The sequence below is a fragment of the Embleya sp. NPDC059237 genome (assembly GCF_042754105.1).
In the GTDB taxonomy this organism is placed as follows: domain Bacteria; phylum Actinomycetota; class Actinomycetes; order Streptomycetales; family Streptomycetaceae; genus Embleya.
Window position 1 is genome coordinate 378,794 of the sequence record NZ_JBHZAE010000005.1, and the last position, 25,714, is coordinate 404,507.

Annotated in this window: 1 protein-coding gene; it reads left to right on the forward strand. The window is 73.0% G+C overall.

Annotated features, from left to right (window positions below):
* Nucleotides 1-386 precede the first annotated feature (386 nt).
* Nucleotides 387-25,688: an SDR family NAD(P)-dependent oxidoreductase gene (locus tag ACFXKZ_RS18995; protein WP_380001832.1), complete on the forward strand. Its 25,302-nt coding sequence runs from the start codon at nucleotides 387-389 to the stop codon at nucleotides 25,686-25,688.
* The last annotated feature ends 26 nt before the right edge of the window (nucleotides 25,689-25,714 follow it).

Genomic DNA, 25,714 nt, shown 5'->3' on the forward strand with positions numbered 1-25,714 from the left:
GCTCGGGTGAGAAAAAATTAGTCCGAATCGATGCGCTCCCGTGCTGTTGCGCATGTGACCGATATGTAAGCGACATGTGAACGTTCGTCGCAGGCAGGTGTGTTCGCCCCCGCCCACGGGTGGTCGGGACCGTACGCGCGCGGGCGTGCGAGCCGGGTGCGCGGCCGGTCGGATCAAGGATCCTCGCGCGTCGACGACGCAGGTCGAAGGCGGGCGTGCGCGGGGCGTTCGCGCACTACACCAGGTGACCCGAATGGTTCAACCGTGCCGTCGAAAGCGCCCGAGCGGGGCCTGAATTCACCCCTTGCGGCCGATCGACCCGGTACTCCAATGTGTTGATCTGTGTTCGTCCGTGTACTCAACGTATGCAGGTCATGGAGCGCGGAATGACGGAATTCAACGCCGATGCCCATCGCGCACATCCCGCGCCCGAAGACGCGGTGGCCATCGTCGGGTTGGCCTGCCGACTCCCCGGCGCCGACGGCCCCGACGAGTTCTGGGACCTGCTGAGCAACGGACGCGACACGATCACCGAAGTGCCCCGCCATCGTCGGGACGCGAGAGCGGCGGACGACACGAATCGAACGGCCGGCGGATCCCCCCACCCAGCCGCGAACCGACCGCGAAGAGGCGGATTCCTGGACGCGGTGGACCGGTTCGACGCCGCCTTCTTCGGCATCACCCCGGGCGAGGCCGCCCTGATCGACCCACAACAGCGCCTGATGCTCGAACTGTGCTGGGAGGCCCTGGAACACGCGGGCATCCCGCCGACCCGGATCCGGGGCAGCGCCACCGGGGTGTTCGCCGGCGCGATCTGGGACGACTACGCCACCCTGCTGCGCCGCGCCGGCGTCGAGCCCGGCCCCCGACACGCCACCGGCCTGCACCGCAGCATGATCGCCAACCGGGTCTCGTACACCCTCGGCCTGCGCGGCCCCAGCATGACGGTGGACGCGGCCCAGTCCTCGTCCCTGGTCGCGGTACACCTGGCCGGCGAGAGCCTGCGCCGGGGCGAGTCGACACTGGCCCTGGTCGGCGGGGTCAACCTGGACCTGGTTCCCGACCACGACGGCGACGCGGCCAAGTTCGGCGGGCTCTCCCCGCAGGGCCGCTGCTTCACCTTCGACGCCCGGGCCGACGGCTACGTGCGCGGCGAGGGCGGCGCGGTGGTGGTGCTCAAGCCGCTGTCCCGGGCGCTGGCCGACGGCGACGTCGTGCACGGCGTGATCCGCGGCAGCGCGATGAACAACGACGGGGGCGGCGACGCGCTGACCGCGCCCGACCCCCGGGCCCAGGCGGAGGTGATCCGGCTGGCCCGGCGGCGGGCCGGGGTCGCCGCGTCCGCCGTCCAATACGTCGAACTGCACGGCACGGGCACCCCCGTCGGCGACCCGATCGAAGCCGCCGCACTCGGTGCGGCGCTCGGCACCGAGCGGGCGAACCGGCCGCCGCTGGCCGTCGGTTCGGTCAAGGCCAACGTCGGGCACCTGGAGGGCGCGGCCGGCATCGTCGGCCTGGTCAAGACGGTGTTGGCGATCCGACACCGGCGGCTCCCGGCAAGCCTGAACTTCGCCGAACCCCATCCGCGAATCCCGTTGGGCGAACTGGGCCTGCGGGTGCAGACGGCGGAGGGTGACTGGCCCTGCCCGGACGAAACCCTGATCGCCGGGGTGAGTTCGTTCGGGATGGGTGGGACCAACTGCCATGTGGTGCTCGCGGAGGCGGAGCCCGCGGGTGAGGTGGGGCCGTCGGTCGCGTCGGTGCCCTCGGGTGGGTCGGATCCGGGCATGGAGTCCGCCACCGGCCCGGTGCCTTCGGACGCGGTTGCCGTGCCGATCTCCGGTGTCGACGCCGACGGGCTTCGGGCCCAGGCCGGGCGGTGGCACGGCCATGTACGCGAACATCCCGACGTGGCGCCGGCCGACCTCGGCTACTCGGCCGCCACCACCCGGACCGCGTTCACCGCCCGCGCCGTCGTCCTCGCTCGCGACCACGCCGAACTCCTCGCCGGGCTCGACGCGTTACGCGGAGCCGGCGCGGATCCACACCTGGTCCGGGCCGACGCGCAACCCGGCCGCACCGCCTTCCTGTTCACCGGACAGGGCAGCCAACGCCCGGCCATGGCGCAAGAGTCGTACGCCCGCCACGCCGTCTTCGCGGCGGCCTTCGACGCCGCCTGCGCCCACCTGGACCCACACCTGCCGCGCCCGCTGCGCGAGGTGTTGTTCGCGTCGCCCGACAGCCCGGACGCGGCGCTCGTGCACCGCACCGAGTACACCCAACCCGCGCTGTTCGCCGTCGAGGTCGCGCTGTACCGGCTGTTCGAGCACTGGGGAGTGACCCCGGACCTGCTGCTCGGCCACTCGATCGGCGAGCTGTGCGCCGCGCATGTGGCCGGCGTCTGGTCCCTGCCCGACGCGTGTGCGCTGGTCGCGGCCCGGGGTCGGCTGATGCAGGAACTGCCGGACGGCGGGGCGATGGTGTCGCTGCGGGTCGCCGAGGACGACGTGCTCGCCTCGCTCGAACCGGTCCGCGACCGGGTCTCGATCGCCGCCGTCAACGGGCCGCTGGCCACGGTGATATCGGGCGATCGGGACGCGGTCCTGGACGTCGCGGCCGGCTGGCGGGCACAGGGCCACAAGACCACCCGACTGCGGGTCGCACACGCCTTCCACTCACCGCGCATGGACGCGATGACGGACGCCTTCGCCGAGGTGGCCGCCGGGTTGACCGCTCGGGCACCCACCCTGCCCGTCGTGTCGAACCTGACCGGCCTGCCGCTGACCGCCGAACAGGCCTGCTCCCCGGACTACTGGGTCCGCCATGTACGGCACACCGTGCGCTTCCACGACGGGGTGCGCCGGCTGCGCGCGGAAGGCGCGACGATACTGCTCGAACTGGGCCCGGACGGCAGCCTGTCGGCGGCGGCCCGGACCTGCCTGCTCGACGACGAGCGGGACACCGTGGCCACGATCCCGACGCTGCGCCGCAACCGCCCCGAGACGGACGCGTTGACCACGGCGGTGGCCCGCCTGTACGCCAACGGCGTGGACCCGGACTGGGAGCGGGTGTTCGCGGGGCGCGGGGCGCGCCGGGTCGCGTTGCCCACGTACGCCTTCCGGCGCGTACGCCACTGGCCGGGTGCCTCGGCGGAAGCCGCCGACACCGCCGTGCCGGACGAATCGCTCGCCGTGGTCACGACGTTGGCCGAGCGGTTGGCCGCCCTGTCCGCTGTCGAGCAGCATCGGATCCTGCTCGACCTGATCCGGGTACACGCGACCGCGGTCCTGGGCCCCGGCGCGACCACGACCGTCGAACCCGACCGCACCTACCGCGAATCGGGCCTGGACTCGCTCGGCACCGTCGAACTGATCACCAGACTGGCCCGGGACACCGGCCTCGACCTGCCCCCGACCACGGTCTTCGACCACCCCACACCCACCGCGCTCGCCCACCACCTGCGCACACGGGCGCTCGACCTGCCCGCGCCTACCCGCCCCCGGCCGACACCCGGGGCGGCCCGCGCCGACGAACCGATCGCCATCGTGGCAATGGGCTGCCGGTTGCCCGGCGCGGTGCGCACCCCCGAGGACCTGTGGCGGCTGGTCGCGGACGGCGTGGACGCGATCACGGCCTTCCCCACCGACCGCGGCTGGGACCTGGACCGGCTCCACCACGACGACCCGGACCGACCCGGCACCAGCTATGCACGATCCGGCGGATTCCTGGACCGCGCGGGCGACTTCGACGCGGAGTTCTTCGGGATCGGCCCGCGCGAGGCGCTGGCCATGGACCCGCAGCAACGGCTGCTCCTGGAGACCTCCTGGGAGGCGATCGAACGCGCCGGACTCGACCCGAGCACGCTGCGCGGCGAGCGGGTGGGGGTGTTCGTCGGCGCCACCGCGCAGGAATACGGCCCGCGCATGCACGAATCCACCGACGCCCTCGCCGGGTTCCTGCTGACCGGCACCACGCCCAGCGTCGCGTCCGGGCGGATCGCATACACCCTCGGCCTGTCGGGCCCGGCGCTCACCGTCGACACCGCCTGCTCGTCCTCGCTGGTCGCGGTGCACCTGGCCGCCCGTTCGCTGGCGAGCGGGGAATGTGCGCTGGCCCTGGCGGGCGGCGCCACCGTGATGGCCGGTCCCGGCATGTTCGTCGAGTTCGCCCGGCAGCGCGGCCTGGCCCCCGACGGTCGTTGCAAGCCGTTCTCGGCGGACGCCGACGGCACCGCCTGGGCGGAGGGCGTCGGCGTGCTCCTGCTGGAACGCCTGTCCGACGCGCGCCGCAACGGCCATCCCGTACTCGCCGTGCTGCGCGGCTCGGCGATCAACCAGGACGGGGCCAGCAACGGGCTCAGCGCGCCCAACGGGACCGCCCAGCAGCGGGTGATCCGGGACGCGCTGGCCGCCGCCGGGCTCGATCCGCAAGACGTCGACCTGGTCGAGGCACACGGCACCGGGACACCGCTGGGCGACCCGATCGAGGCGCAGGCGCTGCTGGCCACGTACGGGCGCGACCGGGCCGCCGATCGGCCGCTGCTGCTCGGCTCGGTGAAGTCCAACATCGGCCACACCCAGGCCGCGGCAGGTGTGGCCGGGCTGATCAAGACCGTGCTGGCCCTGCGACACGGCGCGATACCGGGGACGCTGCACCTGCGCGAACCGTCGCCCCACGTGCGGTGGTCGGACGGGGCGATCACGCTGCCGACGACGACCACGGACTGGCCCGCGTACGACCGACCGCGCCGCGCGGCGGTGTCGTCGTTCGGGATCAGCGGGACGAACGCGCACGTGATCGTGGAGGAGGCGGACGGGGGCGCGGAGATACCGGGGCCTGCCCCTGCCGGCGGGCTTGCGTCCGCCGGTGTCGCCGACCCCGTACCGCTCGTGGTTTCCGCGCGGAGCGAGGCCGCGTTGCGGGGACAGGCGGAGCAGCTTGCGGGACTGCTGCGAGCGGCGGACGCTCCGGCCCTGGCCGATGTCGGATATTCGCTGCTGCGCGGCCGGGCCGGGTTCGAGTACACCGCCGTGATACCGGCGCGCACCCACGCCGAGGCGCTGCACGGGTTGACCGCGCTCGCCGCCGATCGACCCGCCGACCGGCTGATCCGGGGCGGCACCGCGGCGGCCCGGGGCGGGACCGTGTTCGTCTTCCCCGGGCAGGGCACCCAGTGGTCCGGGATGGCGCTGGAACTCCTTGACACCAGCGAGCCGTTCGCCGCCTCCATGCGGGCCTGCACCGACGCGCTCGACCCGTACGCCGTCGACTGGTCGCTGCTCGACGTGCTCCGCGAACCCGGGACGCCGGGGTTGACGCGCGTCGATGTCGTGCAGCCGGCGCTGTTCGCGGTGATGGTCTCGCTGGCCGCGCTGTGGCGCTCGATCGGGATCGAACCGCAGGCCGTGGTCGGCCACTCGCAGGGCGAGATCGCCGCCGCGTACGTCGCGGGCGCACTGTCCCTGGCCGACGCCGCCAAGGTGGTCGCCCTGCGCAGCCGGGCACTGGTCGCGGCGGCGGGCAGCGGCGGGATGGCCTCCGTGTCGCTGCCCGCCGAACAGGTCGCCGCGCTGCTCGAACCCTGGGCCGGCCGACTCGGCGTGGCCGCCGTCAACGGGCCGAGCGCCACCGTGGTCAGCGGCGACACCGCGGCACTGGACACGTTCCTGGACCGATGCGCGGCGGACGACCTGCGGGCCCGGCGGATCCCCGTCGACTACGCGTCGCACTCCGCGCACATGGAGGAGATCCGCGATCGGCTCCTGACCGACCTGGCCGACGTGACCCCGCGAGCCGCGTCGACAGCCTTCTACTCCACCCTGACCGGCGGTCGCATGGCCGACACGAGCGGCCTCGACGCCGACTACTGGTACCGCAACCTGCGTCGAACGGTGCGATACGAGACGGCCGTTCGGGCATTGAGCGAGGACGGTCACCGGCTGTTCGTCGAGGTCGGCCCGCACCCCGTGCTCACGCTCGGTACCCAGGAAACGTTGGACGCGTGCGGCAGCGGCGGCACCACGATCGGCACGCTGAGCCGCGACGACGGCGGCCGGGCCCGCTTTCTCGTTGCGGTGGCGGAGGCCGTCGCGCACGGCGCCCGGCCCGACGCGGAAGCGCTGTTCGACCCGGCCGGAACCGGGGTGCGGGCGGTTGCCCTGCCCACCTACGCGTTCCAACACCGCCGCTACTGGCTGACCCCGCGTGAGGCGGCTCCCGAGGGTACGGCTGCCCTCGGTCTGACGCCGATCTCCCATCCGCTGCTCGGCGCGCTTGGCGCGCTCGGCGTCGAGCCGGATGGCACGGTGATCGCGACCGGTCGGATCTCGCTGCGGGAGTTGCCGTGGCTGGCGGACCACGCGGTCGCGGACACCGTGGTGTTGCCGGGGACCGGGTTTCTCGAACTGGCCCTGTGGGTCGGGGAGTCCGTGGGGGCTCCGCAGGTCGAGGAACTGACCCTGGAGAGCCCGCTGCTCTTGCCCGAGACCGGCGATGTGCACCTGCGGGTTGCCGTGGCCCCGGCGGACGAGGCGCGGCGACGGGCGGTCACCATCCACTCCCGGCGTGCGGGTGGGGGCGGTGCCGATGCGGAGCGGGAGTCGTGGGTTCGGCATGCGGGCGGGCTGCTCGTTGATTCGGTGCGGGAGGTGGACGACGGCGGCAGTGGCGGGCTCACCCAGTGGCCGCCGCCCGGTGCCGATGTGCTCGATCTCGCCGATGCCTACCCGGTGTTGGCGGGGCTCGGTTACGGCTACGGGCCGGCCTTTCGGGGACTGCGTGCGGCTTGGCGCGGGGCCGGCGGCGAACTGTTCGCCGAGGTGCGGCTGCCGGATGAACTGCGGGAATCGGACTCGGGGGTGGTGGGGCCCGAGTTCGGGATTCACCCGGCGCTCTTGGACGCGGCACTGCATCCGTTGCTTTCGTCGCTTTCGTTGACTTCGTTGTCGTCGACGCGGGACGGACCGGCGGGTGCGCCGCCGCGTATTCCGTTCTCGCTGGCGGACGTGCGGCTGTACGCCACCGGAGCCGACATGTTGCGGGTACGGCTGCGCCGGGCGGATGGCGGGGCCGCGGCGCTCACGGTTGCCGACGGCGTCGGTGCGCCGGTCCTGTCCATCGGTGCGCTCACCCTGCGCGAACTGCCTGCGGACGGGCTGATCGCGGCGGAACCCGGGCCGGGCGAGGCGATGTTCGACCTGCGCTGGATCGCCGGATCGATCCCGGCGGAGCCGACGGGTCTCGGGTATGCGTTCATCGGGGACGACCTCGGCCTGGGCGACGGCGAGGTGTATCCGAGCCTCGCGGATCTCGACGCACGACTGCTCGCGACGGGGGAACCCACGCCCGACGTGGTGTTCGCCGCCGCACCGGTGGGGGTGGACGACGACGTCCCGGGCGCCGCGCACGACAGCGCGCGCTGGGCGTTGGACCTGGTCGGGGGTTGGCTTGCGGGCGAGCGGTCGAGTGCGGCGCGGCTGGTCGTGGTCACCCGTGGTGCGGTTGCTGCTCGGACCGGTGACGCGCTGTCCGGGCTGCCCGCAGCCCCCGTATGGGGGCTGTTGCGGACCGCGCAGTCCGAACACCCCGATCGTTTCGTGCTGATCGACCTGGACGATGCGGTGCGATCCCGTTCCGCGCTGCCTGGCGCGGCCGTTGCGGGTGAACCTCAACTCGCCCTGCGTGACGGGGTGGTTCATCTACCCCGCATGGTGGCGGTGGATTCGGCGGACACGCAGGTGGCTCGACGCCGACCCGATCCGAACGGGACCGCGCTGATCACCGGTGGCACCGGCACCCTGGGTGCGCTGATCGCCCGCCGACTGGTCGCCGAACACGGTATCCGGCACCTGCTCCTGCTCGGACGTGCGGGTCGGGAGGCCGCCGGCGCCGAGGAGTTGATCGCCGAACTCGGCGCGCTCGGCGCCCGGGTGACCGTGGCCGCGTGCGACGTCGCCGACCGGGCCGCGCTGCGCCGCGTGATCGAGGACATCCCCGCCGAGCACCCGCCCACGATCGTCGTACACGCCGCCGGTGTGCTCGACGACGCGACGCTGTTGTCGTTGACCCCGGATCGGCTCGACGCGGTGCTGCGCCCCAAGGTGGACGCGGCCTGGCATCTGCACGAGCTGACCCGAGCGGCGAACCCGGCGGCGTTCGTGCTGTTTTCGTCCATCACCGCGATCACGGGCAACGCCGGCCAGGGCGCGTACACGGCGGCCAACACCTTCCTGGACGCCCTCGCCGAACACCGCCGCGCAGCCGGGCTGCCCGCCAACGCCCTGGCCTGGGGACTGTGGGCCGAGGGCAGCGGGATGACCCGACACCTCGACCACACCGACCGGGCCCGGATGTCCCGGGGCGGGATCGCGGCGCTGCCCACCGAGACCGGACTCGCCCTGTTCGACGCCGCGTTGCACCGGGACCGCCCGTACACGATCCCCGCCCGCCTGGACCGCGGCGCGCTGCGGGCCCTGGCCGCGAGCGGTGTGCTGCCCGCCGTACTGCGCAGCCTCGTGCGTGTCCCGCCGCCGCGTGCCGCCGCCTCCGGCGACGGCACGGACGCGTCGTCGTGGCCCCGGCGGATCCGGGAACTCCCGGGCGAGCGGCGGGAACGGGCGATCACCGACCTGGTGCGCGGGCAACTCGCCGCCGTCCTCGGACACGACGCACCCGAACGACTCGACCTCGACCGCGCCTTCCGCGAACTGGGAGTCGACTCGCTGACCGCACTCGAACTGCGCAACCGGATCAATGCGTTCACCGGCCTGCGACTGCCCGCGACGGTGGTCTTCGACCACCCCAGCGGTACGGCCCTGGTCGCTCGGATGATGCGCGAGCTGGTCGGTGCGGTGCCGAGCGAGCCGACCACGCCCGCCGTCGCACCGACCGTGACGGTCGACGAGCCGATCGCCGTCGTCGGCATCGGCTGTCGCTATCCGGGCGGTGTGGCCGGTCCCGAGGACCTGTGGCGACTGGTCGCGGCCGGCACGGACGCGGTCGGCGACTTCCCCGAGGATCGTGGCTGGGACCTGGCGAAGCTGTACGACCCCGACCCGGACAAGGTCGGCAAGGTCTACACCCGTCGGGGCGGATTCCTCTACGAGTCAGGGGAGTTCGACGCCGAGTTCTTCGGCATCTCGCCGCGCGAGGCGGCGGCGATGGACCCGCAGCAGCGGCTGCTCCTGGAGACCGCGTGGGAGGCGTTCGAGCACGCGGGCCTGGACCCCAGGACGCTGCGCGGGAGCAACACGGGTGTGTTCGCCGGGGTGATGTACAACGACTACGCCTCGCGGCTGCACCGCGCCCCCGACGGGTTCGAGGGCATGCTGTTGGCCGGCAACGTGGGCAGCGTCGTGACCGGCAGAGTGTCCTACGCGCTGGGCCTGGAGGGGCCGGCGGTCAGCGTGGACACCGCCTGCTCGTCGTCGCTGGTGGCGCTGCACCTGGCGGCCAACGCGCTGCGGTCGGGGGAGTGCGATCTGGCGCTCGCCGGTGGGGTGACGGTGATGTCCACCCCGAACGTCTTCGTCGAGTTCTCCCGACAGCGCGGCCTGTCGGCGGACGGCCGGTGCCGGTCGTTCGCGGCGGGCGCGGACGGGACGGGTTGGGGCGAGGGTGTCGGGCTGCTGGTGGTGGAACGACTGTCCGACGCGCGGCGCAACGGGCATTCCGTGCTGGCGCTGCTGCGTGGCTCGGCGGTCAACCAGGACGGCGCCTCGAACGGGCTGACCGCGCCGAACGGACCGTCCCAGGAGCGGGTGATCCGGGCGGCGTTGGCCGGTGCGGGGTTGTCGGCGACGGACGTGGACGCGGTGGAGGCGCACGGCACCGGGACGACGCTGGGCGACCCGATCGAGGCGCAGGCGTTGTTGGCCACGTACGGGCAGGACCGGCCGGCGGATCGGCCGCTGTGGCTGGGCTCGATCAAATCGAACATCGGGCACACGCAGGCCGCGGCGGGGGCGGCCGGCCTGATCAAGATGATCATGGCGATGCGGCACGGCGTACTGCCCGAGACACTGCACGTCGACGCGCCGTCGCCGCACGTGGACTGGTCGACGGGACACGTCGAGCTGCTGGCCGAGCGTCGACCGTGGCCCGAGGTCGACCGGGTGCGCCGGGCCGCCGTGTCGTCGTTCGGGATCAGCGGGACGAACGCGCACGTGATCGTCGAACAGGCGCCGGCGGCCGAGCCGGTGGTGTCCCGGGACGAGCCGGTGGGTGTGGCGGGCCTGGTGCCGTGGGTGTTGTCGGCCAGGACCGCCGACGGTCTGCGGGCGCAGGCGGCGCGGTTGCGGGAGTGGTCGGCGCGGCATCCGGAGGCGGATCCGGTCGACGTGGGGTGGTCGTTGGTTCGGGAGCGGTCGGTTTTCGATCGGCGGGCGGTGGTCGGTGGCCGCGATCCGGGTGAACTCGGGGCTGGGTTGGACACGTTGGCCGCGGGTGGCGGTATTGCCGACGGTCGGCCGATGTTTTCGGGTCCCGGTCCGGTGTTCGTGTTTCCCGGGCAGGGGTCGCAGTGGGTGGGGATGGCGGCCGGGTTGTTGGAGTGCTCGCCGGTATTTGCGGAGGCGGTGACGGAGTGCGCCGCCGTGATGGATCCGTTGGTGGCGGATTGGTCGTTGTTGGATGTGTTGCGGGGTGGGTCTGCCGGTGAGTTGGAGCGGGTGGATGTTGTTCAGCCGGTGCTGTTTGCGGTGATGGTGGGGCTTGCGCGGTGGTGGGAGTCGTGTGGGGTCAAGCCGGGTGCGGTCATCGGGCACTCGCAGGGGGAGATCGCTGCCGCGCATGTGGCGGGTTATCTGTCGCTGGCGGATGCGGTACGGGTGGTCGTGTTGCGGAGTCGGGCCCTGCTGGGGGTCGCGTCCTCCGGGGGCGGGATGGTGTCCGTCGGGGTGTCGGCGGAGCGTGCTCGCGAGCTGGTCGCCGGAGATGACCGGCTGTCGTTGGCGGCGGTGAACGGGCCGACGAGTGTGGTGCTTTCGGGTGATGTCGAAGCACTTGCGGTGGTTGTCGAGGCGTGCGAGCGGGACGGGGTCCGGGCTCGGTGGATTCCGGTGGATTACGCGTCGCATTCGGCGCGGATGGAGGCCGTGCGGGACGAGGTGGAGCGGCTGTTGGCGGATGTGACGCCGCAGGTGGGCCGCGTGCCGATGTACTCGACCGTGAGCGGGGAGGTGGTCGTCGATCCCGCCGAGTTGGGCGGGGCGTACTGGTTCGAGAATCTGCGGCGCACGGTCGAGCTTGAGCGGGCCGTGGGTGCGGCGGTCGCGGATGGGCATGGTGCGTTTGTGGAGTGCAGTCCGCATCCGGGGCTGGTGGTGCCGATGGGGGACACCCTGGAGGCGGCCGGGGTGGACGGCGTCGTTCTGGAGACGTTGCGGCGGGGTGAGGGTGGGCCCGATCGGCTGGTCGCCGCGCTCTCGGCGGCGTTCGTGGCGGGTGTCGCGGTGGACTGGGCCGGAATGTTGCCGGGGCGCCATGTCGAGCTGCCGACGTATGCGTTCCAGCGGCGGCGCTACTGGTTGACGGGTGGGGAACGTGCGGGCGATCCGGCCGGGTTGGGGCTGGTCGCGGCCGATCATCCGCTGCTGGGGGCTGTGGTCGGTTCGGTGCGGGACGGGGAACTCCTCTACACCGGGCGGTTGTCCGCCGCGACGCACGGCTGGCTTGCGGACCACGCGGTGTTCGGCTCGGTGGTGGTACCGGGGACGGCCTTCGTCGAGCTGGCGTCGTGGGTCGGTGTCGAGGCCGGTTGCCCGGTCGTCGACGAACTCACGCTGCATGCGCCCCTGGTGCTGCCGGACGGGGTCGGCATCCGGCTTCGGGTGGCGGTGGGCGCGGCGGATTCGGCGGGGCGTCGGGTGGTGGAGTTCCATTCGCGGCCCGAGGATGCCCCCGACGAGCAGTCGTGGACTCGGCATGCGACCGGCACGCTGGGTGCCGCGAGTGTGCCCGGATCCGCGTCGGCCGGGGCCGCGGCGTGGGCGGTCTGGCCGCCGGCGGACGCCGAGGTGGTCGACCCGGAGGCCGTTTACGAGCGACTTGCGGAGCACGGGTACGAATACGGGCCGATTTTCCGGGGGTTGCGGGCCGCATGGCGGCGGGGTGACGACTTCTTCGCCGAGGTCGCGCTGCCGGAGGCGGCCGGTCGGGACGCGCACGGCTACGACCTGCATCCGGCGGTGCTGGACGCCGCGCTGCATGTGGCCGCGGCCGAGGCGGTGGCGGAGTCGGGGGCGACGTTGTTGCCGTTCGCCTGGACCGGGGTCGCACTGCATGGGCCGGGGGCGTCGGTGCTTCGGGTGGTGTTGCGGCGTACCGGGCGGGAGACGCTGGCGGTCGACGTGGCCGACGAGCGTGGTGTTCCGGTGGCGTCGGTCGCGTCGCTGACGCTGCGGCCGGTGGCTGCCGAGCAGTTGGTGGCGGCCGAGGAAGCGAGCCGCGAGTGGCTTTACCGGATGGTCTGGGAGATCGCGGACGCGCCGGTGGCGGAGCACGTCGAGGGTGAACTTCTTGGTTCGGATGAGGAGTCCGACGCGTCGGCGGAGTTTGTGGCGGGCGGGTTTCGGGTGGTGACCCTTGCGGGCCCCGAACAGGTCTCCGAGGTGGGGCTGTTCGATTGCCCGCCCGTGGTCGGCGAAGCCCCCGAGGAGGTGGCCGGCGCCGTGCATGCGGTGCTGGCCGCGGTTCGGGCATGGGTGGCGGACGAGCGGTTTGCCGGGGCGCGGCTGGTGGTTCGTACCCGTGGCGCGGTTGCCACGGATGCGCAGGACCGGGTCGGTTCTCCCGCGCATGCGGCGATCTGGGGTCTCGTGCGGGTCGCGCAGAGCGAGCATCCGGGGCGCTTCGTCCTGGTCGATGGGGACGACGTCGATTCGGGTGCGGCGCTGCGTGCGGCGGTGGCGTGCGGGCTGCCGCAGGTGGCGATTCGCGAAGGTGTGGTGCTGGCGCCGCGCCTGGTGCGGGCGGTGCACGACACGGCGCTGGTGCCGCCGGCGCCGGGTGCGGATCAGGCGTGGCGGATCGAGTCCGGGACGGCCGGGACGCCGGACGATCTGGTGGTGACGGCGCATCCGGCCGCCTCGGCGCCGTTGGCGGCCGGGCAGGTGCGGGTGGCGGTGCGGGCGGCCGGGGTGAACTTCCGCGATGTGCTGATCACGCTCGGCATGTACCCGGGGCGGGCGGTGGTCGGCGCCGAGGCGGCCGGGGTGGTCGTGGAGGTCGGCCCGGGCGTGTCGGAACCGGCCGTCGGCGACCGGGTGATGGGCTTGTTCGAGGGGGCGTTCGGGCCGCTTGCGGTGGCCGATCGGCGGTTGTTGGCCCGGGTGCCGGCGGGTTGGTCGTTTGCTCAGGCGGCGTCGGTGCCGGTGGTCTTCCTCACCGCGCTCTACGGGCTGCACGATCTGGCCGGGCTGCGGTCGGGTGAATCGGTGCTGGTGCATGCGGCCACGGGTGGGGTCGGCATGGCCGCCACCCAGCTGGCCCGGCATCGGGGCGCCGAGGTGTACGCGACCGCGAGTGCGGCGAAGTGGGCCACCGTGCGCGGGCTGGGTGTTCCGGACGAACGGATCGCCTCGTCTCGGGACCTGTCCTTCGAACAGCGCTTCGCACGGGCCACGGACGGGCGCGGGATCGACGTGGTGTTGAACTCGCTGGCGGGCGAGTTCACCGACGCGTCGTTGCGACTCCTGGCCGAGGGTGGCCGGTTCGTGGAGATGGGCAAGACGGACGTCCGGACCGAGGGGCTGCCGGCCGGGGTGCGCTATCGGGCCTTCGACCTGATCGAGGCCGGTCCGGATCGGATCGCCGAGATGTTCGCCGAACTGGTCGACCTCTTCGAGCGCGGTGTGCTGCAACCCCTGCCGATTCGGACCTGGGACATCCGCCGGGCCCGCGAGGCGCTGCGTTTCCTGGGCCAGGCCCGGCATGTGGGCAAGGTGGTGCTGACCGTGCCGCAGCCGCTCGCGGCCGACGGCACGGTCCTGATCACCGGCGGCACGGGCACGCTGGGTCGCAGTCTGGCCCGACACCTGGTCACGCGGTGGGGTGTGCGCAGGCTGGTGCTGACCGGCCGGGCCGGGCCCGCCGCTCCCGGCGCCGCCGAATTGGTCGCGGAATTGGCCGAGTCGGGTGCCGACACCACGATCGTGGCCTGCGATGCGGCGGACCGGGCGGCGATGGCCGAGGTGTTGGCCGCGATCCCGGCCGAACACCCGTTGACCGCCGTGGTGCATGCCGCCGGAACACTCGACGACGCGCCGATCGAGGCGCTGACCCCGGAGCGGGTCGACCACGTGTTGCGGCCCAAGGTGGACGCCGCCCTCGTACTGGACGAACTCACCCGGGACGCGGACCTGGCCGCGTTCGTGCTGTTCTCGTCGGTGGCCGGCGTACTCGGCGTGGCCGGCCAGGGCGGCTATGCGGCGGGGAACGCGTTCCTGGACGGTCTCGCCGGTCGGCGCCGCGAGCGGGGGCTGCCCGCGACTGCTCTGGCCTGGGGCCTGTGGGCGGAACGCAGCGCAATGACCGCGCAGTTGGGCGTCGGCGACCTGAAGCGCCTGGCGCGCGGCGGCCTGGTGCCGATCTCGACCGCCCAGGGGCTCGCCCTGTTCGACGCCGCCTGGCAGGCCGACGAGGCGGCGCTGATCCCGGCCCGCCTGGACCTTGCCGCACTGCGCGCACAGGCGGCGACCCAGCCGGTACATCCGCTGCTGCGCGGCCTGGTCGGCACCACCCCGACCCGCCGGAACGGCACACCTTCGGAGGCGCCGTGGGCCCGACGGCTCGCCTCGGCCGCGCCCGCCGAGCGGGTGGACGTGGCATTGCGGCTGGTCCGGGCCGAGGCGGCGGTGGTCCTGGGGCACGAGTCGATCGACGGGGTGCGGCCCGAAGTCACCTTCCGCGACCTCGGGTTCGACTCACTGACGGGTGTGGAACTGCGCAACCGGCTGAGCGGCGCCACCGGATTGCGGCTGCCGTCCACGCTGGTCTTCGACTTCCCGACCCCGCTCGGCCTGGCCGGCTTCCTGGTCGCCGAGTCGGTCGGCGAGATGGACACGGCGCCGACCGGGCCGGTTGCCGGGGGTGCGGTGGTCGCGGCCGATCCGGTGGTGATCGTCGGGATGGGCTGCCGATTCCCGGGCGGGGTGGACTCGGCGGCGGGTCTGTGGGACCTGGTGGTCGCGGGCGGCGATGCGATCGGGCCGTTCCCGACCGACCGTGGCTGGGACGTCGACGCGCTGTTCGATCCCGATCCGGAGCGGGTCGGCAAGAGCTACGTCCGTACCGGCGGATTCCTCTCCGGGGCGGCCGAGTTCGACGCCGAGTTCTTCGGTGTGTCGCCGCGCGAGGCGTTGGCGATGGACCCGCAGCAGCGGCTGCTGCTGGAAACCGCGTGGGAGACCTTCGAGCAGGCGGGCATCGATCCCACCTCGCTCCGGGGCAGCCGGACCGGCGTCTTCGCCGGGATGGCCGGCCACGACTACGCGACCGGGGGCGCCCGTTCGCAGGCCGGGCTGGAGGGCCACCTGCTGACCGGGAACGCGGCCAGCGTGGCCTCGGGCCGGGTGGCCTACACGTTCGGCCTGGAGGGGCCGGCGGTGACCGTGGACACGGCGTGCTCGTCGTCGCTGGTGGCGCTGCACCTGGCGGCCAACGCGCTGCGGGCGGGGGAATGCGACCTGGCGCTCGCCGGCGGGGTGACCGCGATGTCCACGCCGGACTTCTTCCTGGAGTTCTCCCGGCAGCGCGGACTGTCCGTGGACGGCCGCTGCAAGGCGTTCGCGGCCACGGCGGACGGGATGGGCGCGGCCGAGGGCGTGGGCCTGCTCCTGGTCGAGCGGCTGTCGGATGCGCGGCGCAACGGGCATCCGGTACTGGCGGTGGTGCGCGGGTCGGCGGTGAACCAGGACGGCGCGTCGAATGGGTTGACCGCGCCGAACGGGCCGTCGCAGCAGCGGGTGATCCGGGCGGCCCTGGCCGACGCCGGGCTGTCCGCGGCCGATGTGGATGCGGTGGAGGCGCACGGGACCGGCACGACGCTCGGCGATCCGATCGAGGCGCAGGCGTTGCTCGCGACCTACGGGCGGGATCGGGCGCCGGATCGGCCGCTGTGGTTGGGGTCGGTGAAGTCCAACATCGGGCACACCCAGGCGGCGGCGGGTGTGGCCGGGGTGATCAAGATGGTCTGGGCGCTGCGGCATGGGATGTTGCCGCGCACGCTGCACGTGGACGAGCCGACGCCGCATGTGGACTGGTCGGCGGGTGGGGTCGAACTGCTCACGAGCGCGCGGGCGTGGCCGGAGGCCGGGCGGGTGCGTCGGGCGGGGGTGTCGTCGTTCGGGATCAGCGGGACGAACGCGCATGTGATCCTGGAGCAGGCGGAGGAGAGCCCGGCGGGTTCGGTGCCTTCGGCGACTCCTCCGGTGGCCGGGACTCCGGTGTGGGGCGGTCGGGTGCCCTGGGTGTTGTCGGCCCGGTCCGAACCCGCTTTGCGGGCACAGGCCGCGCGGTTGCGGGACTGGCTGGCCGTACATCCCGACGCCGATCCGCTCGATGTGGGGCGGTCGTTGGCGACCGGGCGGGCGGCGCTCGATCACCGGGCGGTGGTGCATGGGCGGGACCTCGCGGAATTGCGCCTGGCGGTCGCGAAGTTGGCCGACAGCGGGCCGGGTGACGAGGCGTCGATCGTCGGCTCGGTCTCCGCCGCCGGTCCGGTGTTCGTGTTTCCGGGGCAGGGGTCGCAGTGGGTGGGGATGGCGGCCGGGTTGTTGGAGTGTTCGCCGGTGTTTGCGGGTGTGGTTGCCGAGTGTGCTGCGGTGATGGATCCGTTGGTGGCGGATTGGTCGTTGTTGGATGTGTTGCGGGGTGGGTCTGCCGGTGGTGAGGCGTTGGCGGAGCGGGTGGATGTGGTTCAGCCGGCGTTGTTTGCGGTGATGGTGGGGCTTGCGCGGTGGTGGGAGTCGTGTGGGGTCGAGCCGGGTGCGGTGATCGGGCACTCGCAGGGGGAGATCGCGGCTGCGCATGTGGCGGGATATTTGTCGCTGGCGGATGCGGTACGGGTGGTTGTGCTGCGGAGTCGGGCGTTGCTCGGGGTTGCGTCTTCCGGTGGCGGGATGGTGTCGGTGGGTGTGTCCGCCGATCGGGCCCGGGAGCTGGTCGCCGAGGACGACCGGTTGTCGCTGGCGGCCGTGAACGGGCCGACGAGTGTGGTGCTTTCGGGTGATGTCGAAGCGCTGGCCGTGGTTGTCGACGGCTGTGAGCGGGACGGGGTCCGGGCTCGGTGGATTCCGGTGGATTACGCGTCGCATTCGGCGCGGATGGAGGCCGTGCGGGACGAGGTGGAGCGGCTGTTGGCGGATGTGACGCCGCAGGCGGGCCGCGTGCCGATGTACTCCACGGTGAGTGGGGGGCACGTTACCGACCCGAGTGTGCTCGGTGGTTCGTACTGGTTCGACAATCTGCGGCGTACGGTCGAGTTGGAGCGGGCCGTCGGAGCGGCGGTTGTCGACGGGCATTCGGTCTTCGTCGAGTGCAGTCCGCATCCGGGGCTGGTGGTGCCACTGGGGGACACCCTGGAGGCGGCCGGGGTGGATGGCGTCGTTCTGGAGACGCTGCGGCGGGGCGAGGGCGGTCCCGATCGGCTGGTCGGCGCGCTTTCGGCGGCGTTCCGGAGCGGTCTGGCCGTGGACTGGGCCGGGTCCGGGATGGTGCCGGGGCGGCGGGTCGAGCTGCCGACCTATGCCTTCCAGCGGCGGCGGTACTGGGTCGAGCCCGGCGAGCGGGCCGGCGGGGTCGGGTGGGGGCAGTTCACGGTCGAACATCCGGTGCTGGGCGCCGGGGTCGATCTGGCCGACGGAGCCGGGACGGTCTTCACCGGGCGGCTGTCCGCGGCCTCGCACGGGTGGCTCGCGGAGCATGTGGTGCTCGGCACGGTGATCGCGCCCGGCACGGCGTTCGTCGACCTGGCGCTGCGTGCGGGGGCGACGGTCGGCCGGGCGACGGTCGAGGAACTGACCCTGCACGCGCCGCTGATCCTGCCCGACGCGGGCGGTGTACGGATTCAGGTCCGGGTCGGCGCACCCGACGCAGCCGGGGTCGGATCGGTGGAGATCCATTCCCGACCGGAGGACGCGGCCGGCGACGAGCCATGGACCCGGCACGCCTCCGGGACCCTGACCGCAACCGACCTCGACCCGGCGGACGTGGCCACGGAGGCGGCGATCTGGCCGCCCGCGGGCAGTACGCCGGTCGATCTGGACGGAGCCTACGAGCGACTGGCCACGGCCGGATTCGAGTACGGTCCCGCCTTCCAGGGGCTGCGAGCCCTGTGGCGGCGCGGCGCCGAGTCGTTCGCCGAGATCGAACTCGCCGACGACGCACGGCAGGAGGCCGAACGCTACGAGGTGCATCCCGCGCTGTTGGATGCGGCCGTGCATGCGCTGGGGATGGAGCCGACGGCGGAGCTTGCGCCGGGTGAGGCGCGGATTGCCTTCTCCTGGCGAGGGGTTCGGCTGGTTGCCGCCGGAGCGGGGCGGTTGCGGGTGCGGCTGGCACCGGTGGGCTCGGACGCGGTGTCGTTGTGGCTGAGCGACATGGACGGTGAGCCGGTCGGGTCGGTCCGGGCCCTGACCGTGCGGCCGGTCGCGGCCGAGCGGCTGCGTCCGGCTGGGGCGCCGCCGCGCGACTCGATGTTCCGGGTGGAGTGGCGGCCGGTGTCGGGCGACGAGTCGGGCGCGGCGGTTCGCTGGGCGGTGGTGGGCGCGGCGGACTCCGGGCCGCTTGCCCGGCTGGTGGCGGCGTATCCGGATGTGCCGGTGTACCGCAGTGTGGTCGAGGCGGCCGGGGATGTGGCGGCGGGACCGCCCGATGTCGTGGTGGTGGGCGTGGGCGAGGCCGACGATTCGGAGGGGTCGGTCGAGCGCACTCGGCGGGTGCTTGCGGACGTGCTGGCGTGGATGCAGGACTGGCTGGCCGACTCCCGCTTCGCGGCGACGCGCCTGGTCGTGGTGACCTCCGGGGCCGTCGCCGCCGACGTGGACGCCGACCCCGACGAGCGGGTGGCGGACCTGGCTGGCGCGGCGGTGTGGGGGTTGTTGCGCTCGGCCCAGTCCGAACACCCCGACCGATGCACGCTGGTCGACCTCGACGAGGACGCGGCGTCGATTGACGCCTGGCCGGCGATTCTTGCCTCCGCCGAGCCGCAACTCGCCGTCCGGATGGGCCGATTCCGGGTTCCTCGGCTGGCCAGGGTGACTGCCGGGGGCGGCGAGCCGGTCGCCTTCGCGCCCGACGGCACGGTGTTGGTCACCGGTGCCACCGGCGGCCTGGGCGCCCTGGTGGCCCGGCACCTGGTGACCGCGCACGGCGTGCGCCGACTTCTGCTGCTGTCCCGCCGGGGCGCGGCCGCACCCAGCGCGGCCGAACTGGTCGAGGACCTGACCGCGCAGGGGGCGGAGGTCACCCTCGCCGCCTGCGATCTGGCCGATCGTGCCGCGCTGGCCGCCGAGTTGGCGCGTATCCCGGCCGAGCACGCGCTGACCGGCGTGATCCACACCGCCGGAGTGGTGGACGACGCCACCATCGCGAACCTGACCGATGCGCACATGGAACACGCGCTGCGCCCCAAGGCGGACGCCGCGTTCCATCTGGACGAGTTGACCCGGGACGTGAATCCGGCCGCATTCGTCCTGTTCTCCTCCGGGGCCACCACCTTCGGTGGCCCGGGACAGGGCAACTACGCGGCGGCCAACGCCTTCCTGGACGGCCTGGCCCGGCAGCGCCGCGACCGCGGCCTGCCCGGGATCTCGCTGGCCTGGGGCCTGTGGGCGGGCGCGCAGGGGATGGGCGGGCGGCTGAGCGAGGCCGACCTGGCCCGCTGGGCCCGGACCGGCGCGGTGGCGATGCCGGCGGCCGAGGCACTGCGGTTGTTCGATATCGCGCTGGGCCGGCCCGAGGCGGCCCTGGTGCCGGCACACCTGGACCTCCCGGCGATGCGGGCGGATGCCGGTGCTCGACCCGCGCTGTTCCGCGAGTTGCTCGGGACCGGTACGCGACGGGCGGCAGTGGGCGCGGGCGGGTCGGCGCTGACCCGGCGGCTGGCGGGGATGTCTCCGGCCGAGCGGGAGCAGGCGGTCCTGGACGTGGTGCGGACCGAGGCCGCGAACACGCTGGGACACGAGTCGGCCGGGGCGGTGTCGGCCGGGCGAGCGTTCAAGGAGCTGGGGTTCGACTCGCTGACCGGGGTGGAACTGCGCAACCGGTTGAACACCGCGACCGGGCTGCGGTTGCCGTCCACGCTGGTCTTCGACTACCCGACGCCGGCGGGGCTGGCGGCGTTCCTGGTCGCCGAGTTGGTCGGTCGTTCGGTACAGGCGGTGCCGGTGCCGGTGCCGCCGGTCGGTGGGCGGCACGGCAACGCCGACGATGCGATCGTGATCGTCGGCATGGGCTGCCGGTTCCCGGGCGGGGTGGCCTCGCCGGAGGACCTGTGGAATCTGCTGGCCTCGGGTGGGGACGCGATCGGACCGTTCCCGACGGACCGGGGATGGGACCTGGCCGGGCTGTTCGACCCCGATCCCGAGCGGGCCGGGAAGAGCTACGTGGAATCGGGCGGATTCCTGTATGGGATCGGCGAGTTCGACGCGGAGTTCTTCGGGATCTCGCCGCGTGAGGCGTTGGCGATGGATCCGCAGCAGCGGTTGCTCCTGGAGACGGCGTGGGAGACGTTCGAGCGGGCGGGCATCGATCCGACCTCGCTGCGCGGCAGCCGGACCGGGGTTTTCGCCGGGGTGATCGACAACGACTACGGCGCCCGGGTGAACCAGGTGCCGGACGAGGTCGAGGGCTATCTGGGCTACGGCAGTTCGGCCAGCATCGCGTCCGGGCGGGTCTCGTACGTCCTGGGCCTGGAGGGCCCGGCGGTCAGTATCGACACCGCGTGCTCGTCGTCCCTGGTCGCGCTGCACCTGGCGGTGAATGCGGTGCGGTCGGGCGAATGCGAACTGGCCCTGGCCGGTGGTGTGACGGCGATGGCCACCACCGAGTTCTTCGTGGAGTTCTCCCGACAGCGGGGCCTGTCGCCGGACGGCCGCTGCAAGGCGTTCGCGGCGGCGGCGGACGGGATGGGCGCCGCCGAGGGCATCGGGTTGGTGCTGGTGGAGCGGTTGTCGGATGCGCGGCGCAATGGGCATCCGGTACTGGCGGTGGTGCGTGGGTCGGCGGTGAACCAGGACGGCGCGTCGAATGGTTTGACCGCGCCGAACGGGCCGTCGCAGCAGCGGGTGATCCGGCAGGCGTTGGGCAGCGCCGGGTTGTCGCCCGCCGATGTGGACGCCGTGGAGGCGCACGGAACCGGGACGACGTTGGGTGATCCGATCGAGGCGCAGGCGTTGTTGGCGACCTATGGGCAGGATCGGCCGGGGGATCGGCCGCTGTGGTTGGGGTCGGTGAAGTCGAATATCGGGCACACGCAGGCGGCTGCGGGTGTGGCCGGGGTGATCAAGATGGTGTTGGCGCTGCGGCATGGGGTGTTGCCTCGGACGTTGCATGTGGACGAGCCGACGCCGCATGTGGATTGGTCGGCCGGGCGGGTCGAGGTGTTGGCGGACGAGGTGGCGTGGCCGGCGGGGGAACGGGTGCGCCGGGCCGGTGTGTCGTCCTTCGGAATCAGCGGGACGAACGTGCACGTGGTCCTGGAGGAGGCGCCGGCCGACGCCGCCGAGCCTGCGCCCGCCGTGCCGGAGGTCCCGGGCGTCGGCGGCGTGCTGCCCTGGGTGGTGTCGGCGCGCACCGAGGCCGGGTTGCGGGCACAGGCGGCGCGGTTGCGGGAGTGGGTGAGCGAACATCCGGACGCCGAACCGACGGATGTTGCGCGGTCGTTGGTGGTCGGGCGAGCGGTGTTGGACGTGCGCGCGGTGGTGCGCGGGCGGGAATCCGGCGAACTTGTCGCCGGCCTGGACGAGTTGGCGCGGGTCGGGGTGGGAGACCCCGGCTCGCTGGTGAGCGGCTCGGATCCGGTGTTCGTGTTTCCGGGGCAGGGGTCGCAGTGGGTGGGGATGGCGGCCGGGTTGTTGGAGTGTTCGCCGGTGTTTGCGGGTGTGGTTGCCGAGTGTGCTGCGGTGATGGATCCGTTGGTGGCGGATTGGTCGTTGTTGGATGTGTTGCGGGGTGGGTCTGCCGGTGAGTTGGAGCGGGTGGATGTTGTTCAGCCGGTGCTGTTTGCGGTGATGGTGGGGCTTGCGCGGTGGTGGGAGTCGTGTGGGGTCAAGCCGGGTGCGGTCATCGGGCACTCGCAGGGGGAGATCGCTGCCGCGCATGTGGCGGGTTATCTGTCGCTGGCGGATGCGGTACGGGTGGTCGTGTTGCGGAGTCGGGCCCTGCTGGGGGTCGCGTCCTCCGGGGGCGGGATGGTGTCCGTCGGGGTGTCGGCGGAGCGTGCTCGCGAGCTGGTCGCCGGGGATGACCGGTTGTCGTTGGCGGCGGTGAACGGGCCGACGAGTGTGGTGCTTTCGGGTGATGTCGAAGCGCTGGCCGTGGTTGTCGACGGCTGTGAGCGGGATGGTGTCCGGGCTCGGTGGATTCCGGTGGATTACGCGTCGCATTCGGCGCGGATGGAGGCCGTGCGGGACGAGGTGGAGCGGCTGTTGGCGGATGTGACGCCGCAGGTGGGCCGCGTGCCGATGTACTCGACCCTGACCGGTGCGCCGATCGCCGATCCCGCCGAGTTGGGCGGGGCGTACTGGTTCGAAAACCTGCGGCGCACCGTCGAGTTGGAGCGGGCGGTCGGTGCGGCAGTGGCGGATGGGCGCACCGTGTTTGTCGAGTGCAGTCCGCATCCGGGGCTGGTGGTGCCGCTGGGGGACACCCTGGAGGCGGCCGGCGTGGATGGCGCGGTTCTGGAGACGTTGCGGCGGGGTGAAGGTGGGCCCGATCGGCTGGTCGCCGCGCTCTCGGCGGCGTTCGTGCGTGGTCTGGCGGTGGATTGGGCCGGGTTGATCGTCGGTGCTCGGGTGGAGTTGCCGACCTACGCCTTCCAACGGCGGCGCTATTGGTTGGACGACGGGGCGCGGTCGGGGGATCCGGGCGGGTTGGGACTGGCCGCGGTCGCACATCCCCTGCTGGGTGCGGGGGTACGGCCGGCGCAGGGCGCGGGGTTGTTGTTCACCGGACGGTTGTCGACGGCGACCCACCCGTGGCTCGCGGATCATGTGGTGCTCGGCTCGACGATCGTGCCCGGCACGGTGTTCGTGGACCTGGCGCTGTGGGCCGGGGCCGAGGCGGAGTGCCCGGTGGTGGACGAACTGACCCTGCACACCCCGCTGGTGCTGCCGGAACACGGCGGCGTGCATGTACAGGTGACCGTCGACGGGCCGGACGCCGCCGGGGCCCGGGCGGTCGCGGTGTACTCCCGGCCGGAGGACGCTCCCGGCGAGGAGCCGTGGACCCGGCACGCCGTCGGTGCCCTCGTTGCCGACGCCGATACGGGTGCCGCTCCCGACGCGGCTGCGGAGGCGTGGCCGCCGGTCGGCGCGAAGCCGATCGAGGTGGCGGACTTCTATGCGCGGCTGGTGGAGTCCGGGGTCGACTACGGGCCGGCGTTTCGCGGGATGCGGGCCGCCTGGCGGCGCGGGGACGAGCTGTTCGCCGATGTGGCGCTGCCGGCCGAGGAGGAGCGCGACGCGCATCGCTTCGGGGTACATCCGGCGCTGCTCGACGCGGGCGTGCAGACCCTGCGGGTGGATCCGGGGCAGGTCGACGAGGACGACATCCGGGTGGCCTTCTCCTGGCACGGGGTGCGGCTCTTCGCGGCCGGCGTGACCCGGCTGCGGGTGTCGTGCGTGCCGTCGGGCGAGGGTGCGGTGTCGTTGCGGATCACGGACGAGACCGGACGGGCGGTCGCCGCGATCGAGGCGTTGACGGTGCGGGCGATCTCGGCCGACCAGCTACGGCGGGCCGGCGGCGGGCGGGACGTGCTGTACCGGCTCGCGTGGCGGGCATCGGCGGTTCCCGTACCGGTGGCGACGCCTCGTGTGGCGGTGGTCGGCGGGTGGGATCTGCCCGGTCTGGGCGGGTTGGTGGACCGGTATCCGCGCTTTGCCGAACTTGCTTCGTGTGACCCGCCGTTGCCCGATCTGGTACTGCTCCCGGTTGGTGATCCGGATGCGGATGTGCCGTTCTCCGAGCGGCGTATGCGGGAGGTGACGGCGGAACTGATCGGGCGGCTGGAGGCGTTTCTCGGCGACGAACGGTTCGCGGCGGCCCGGGTGGTCGTGGTGACTCGTTCGGCGGTGCTCGTGGACGGGGACGCGGGGCTCGGGGACCCGGCGTCGGCGTCGGTCTGGGGAGTGGTCCGGGCGGCGCAGGCCGGGCATCCGGGGCGGATCGTGCTGGTCGACCTGGACGACGAGCCGGCTTCGGCGGCGGCTTTGGCGGCGGTTGCCTCGGCCGGTGGTGAGCCGCAGTTCGCGGTGCGCGGTGGTCGGGTGTCGGTACCGAGACTGGAGCGGATTCCGGCCTCCGGCGGAGCACGGTCGGCGGTGGGGACCGGCACGGTGTTGATCGCCGGTGCGGACCGGGCGGTCGGCGCGGGGGCGGCCGAGCATCTGGCCGGGGCGTACGGGGTGGGTCGGTTCGTGTTGTTGTCCGTGGATCCTTCGGGTGCGGGGCCGACCGAACTGGCCGCCCGGCTGGGTGAGGCCGGTGCCGAGGTCGTCTCGGCGGCCTGGGACGGGCACGATCCGGGCGTGCTTGCCGCGCTTGTGACCGAACACCGGCCGGCGGGCGTGGTGGACGCGTCGGGCGAGTCGGATGCAGCCTGGGCCCTGCACGAGCTGACCGCCGACGTGGACCCGGCGTTCTTCGTGCTGTTCTCGTCGGCGGCGAGCCTGCTCGGTTCGTCGGCGCATGCGGCCACGACCGGGGTGGATGCCTTCCACGATGCGCTGGCCGCACATCGGCGGGCGAGTGGGCTGCCCGGGGTGTCGCTTGCGTGCGGGACGGATCCGCTGCCCGGGCTGCCCGACCTGTTCGACGAGGCGATACGCCGGGAGGACGCCGTGTTGGTTTCGGCGTCGACGGATCTCACCGGGCCCGCGTCGACGTCACCACTGTTGCCCTCCCGGAACGGTCGTGGCGCGACCAACCCCGCCGAGACCTCGATCGAGGCGGACGGCGAGGCCCTGGCCCGGCGCCTGGCGGTGTTGTCCGAGGAGGAGCGCGAGCGCGAACTGGTCGGCCTGGTACGGGCCCAGGCCGCGGCGGTGCTCGGGCATGCCGGCATCGGCGAGATCGGACCCGAACGGGCGTTCAAGGAGGTCGGGTTCGACTCGCTCACCGCGGTGGAACTGCGCAACCGGCTGATCCGGGGCACCGGGGTCGGCCTGCGCTCCACCCTCGTCTTCGACTTCCCCACGCCGCGAATACTGGCCCGCCACCTGAGCGGCCGGCTGGTCGAGGCGGCATCCCCGATCGGTGCGCTGCTGGCCGATCTGGACCGATTCGAGGGCGAGTTGCACGCGGTGCTCGGCGAGGCGGAGGCCCGCGACCGACTGGCCGAGCGGCTGCGTCGGTTGTTGGCCGACTGTACCGCGCCGGACGAGAGCGCCCCCGCCGCCGACGACGTCTCGGACGTGCAGTCGGCCACCGACGACGAGTTGTTCTCGCTCGTCGACCAGGGCTTCGAATGACCCGGCCCATCCACGCATACGACCGT

Bases quoted from the DNA above. Each gene is read 5' to 3' on its own strand.
- ACFXKZ_RS18995 (WP_380001832.1), top strand. From the start codon at position 387: ATGACGGAATTCAACGCCGATGCCCATCGCGCACATCCCGCGCCCGAA.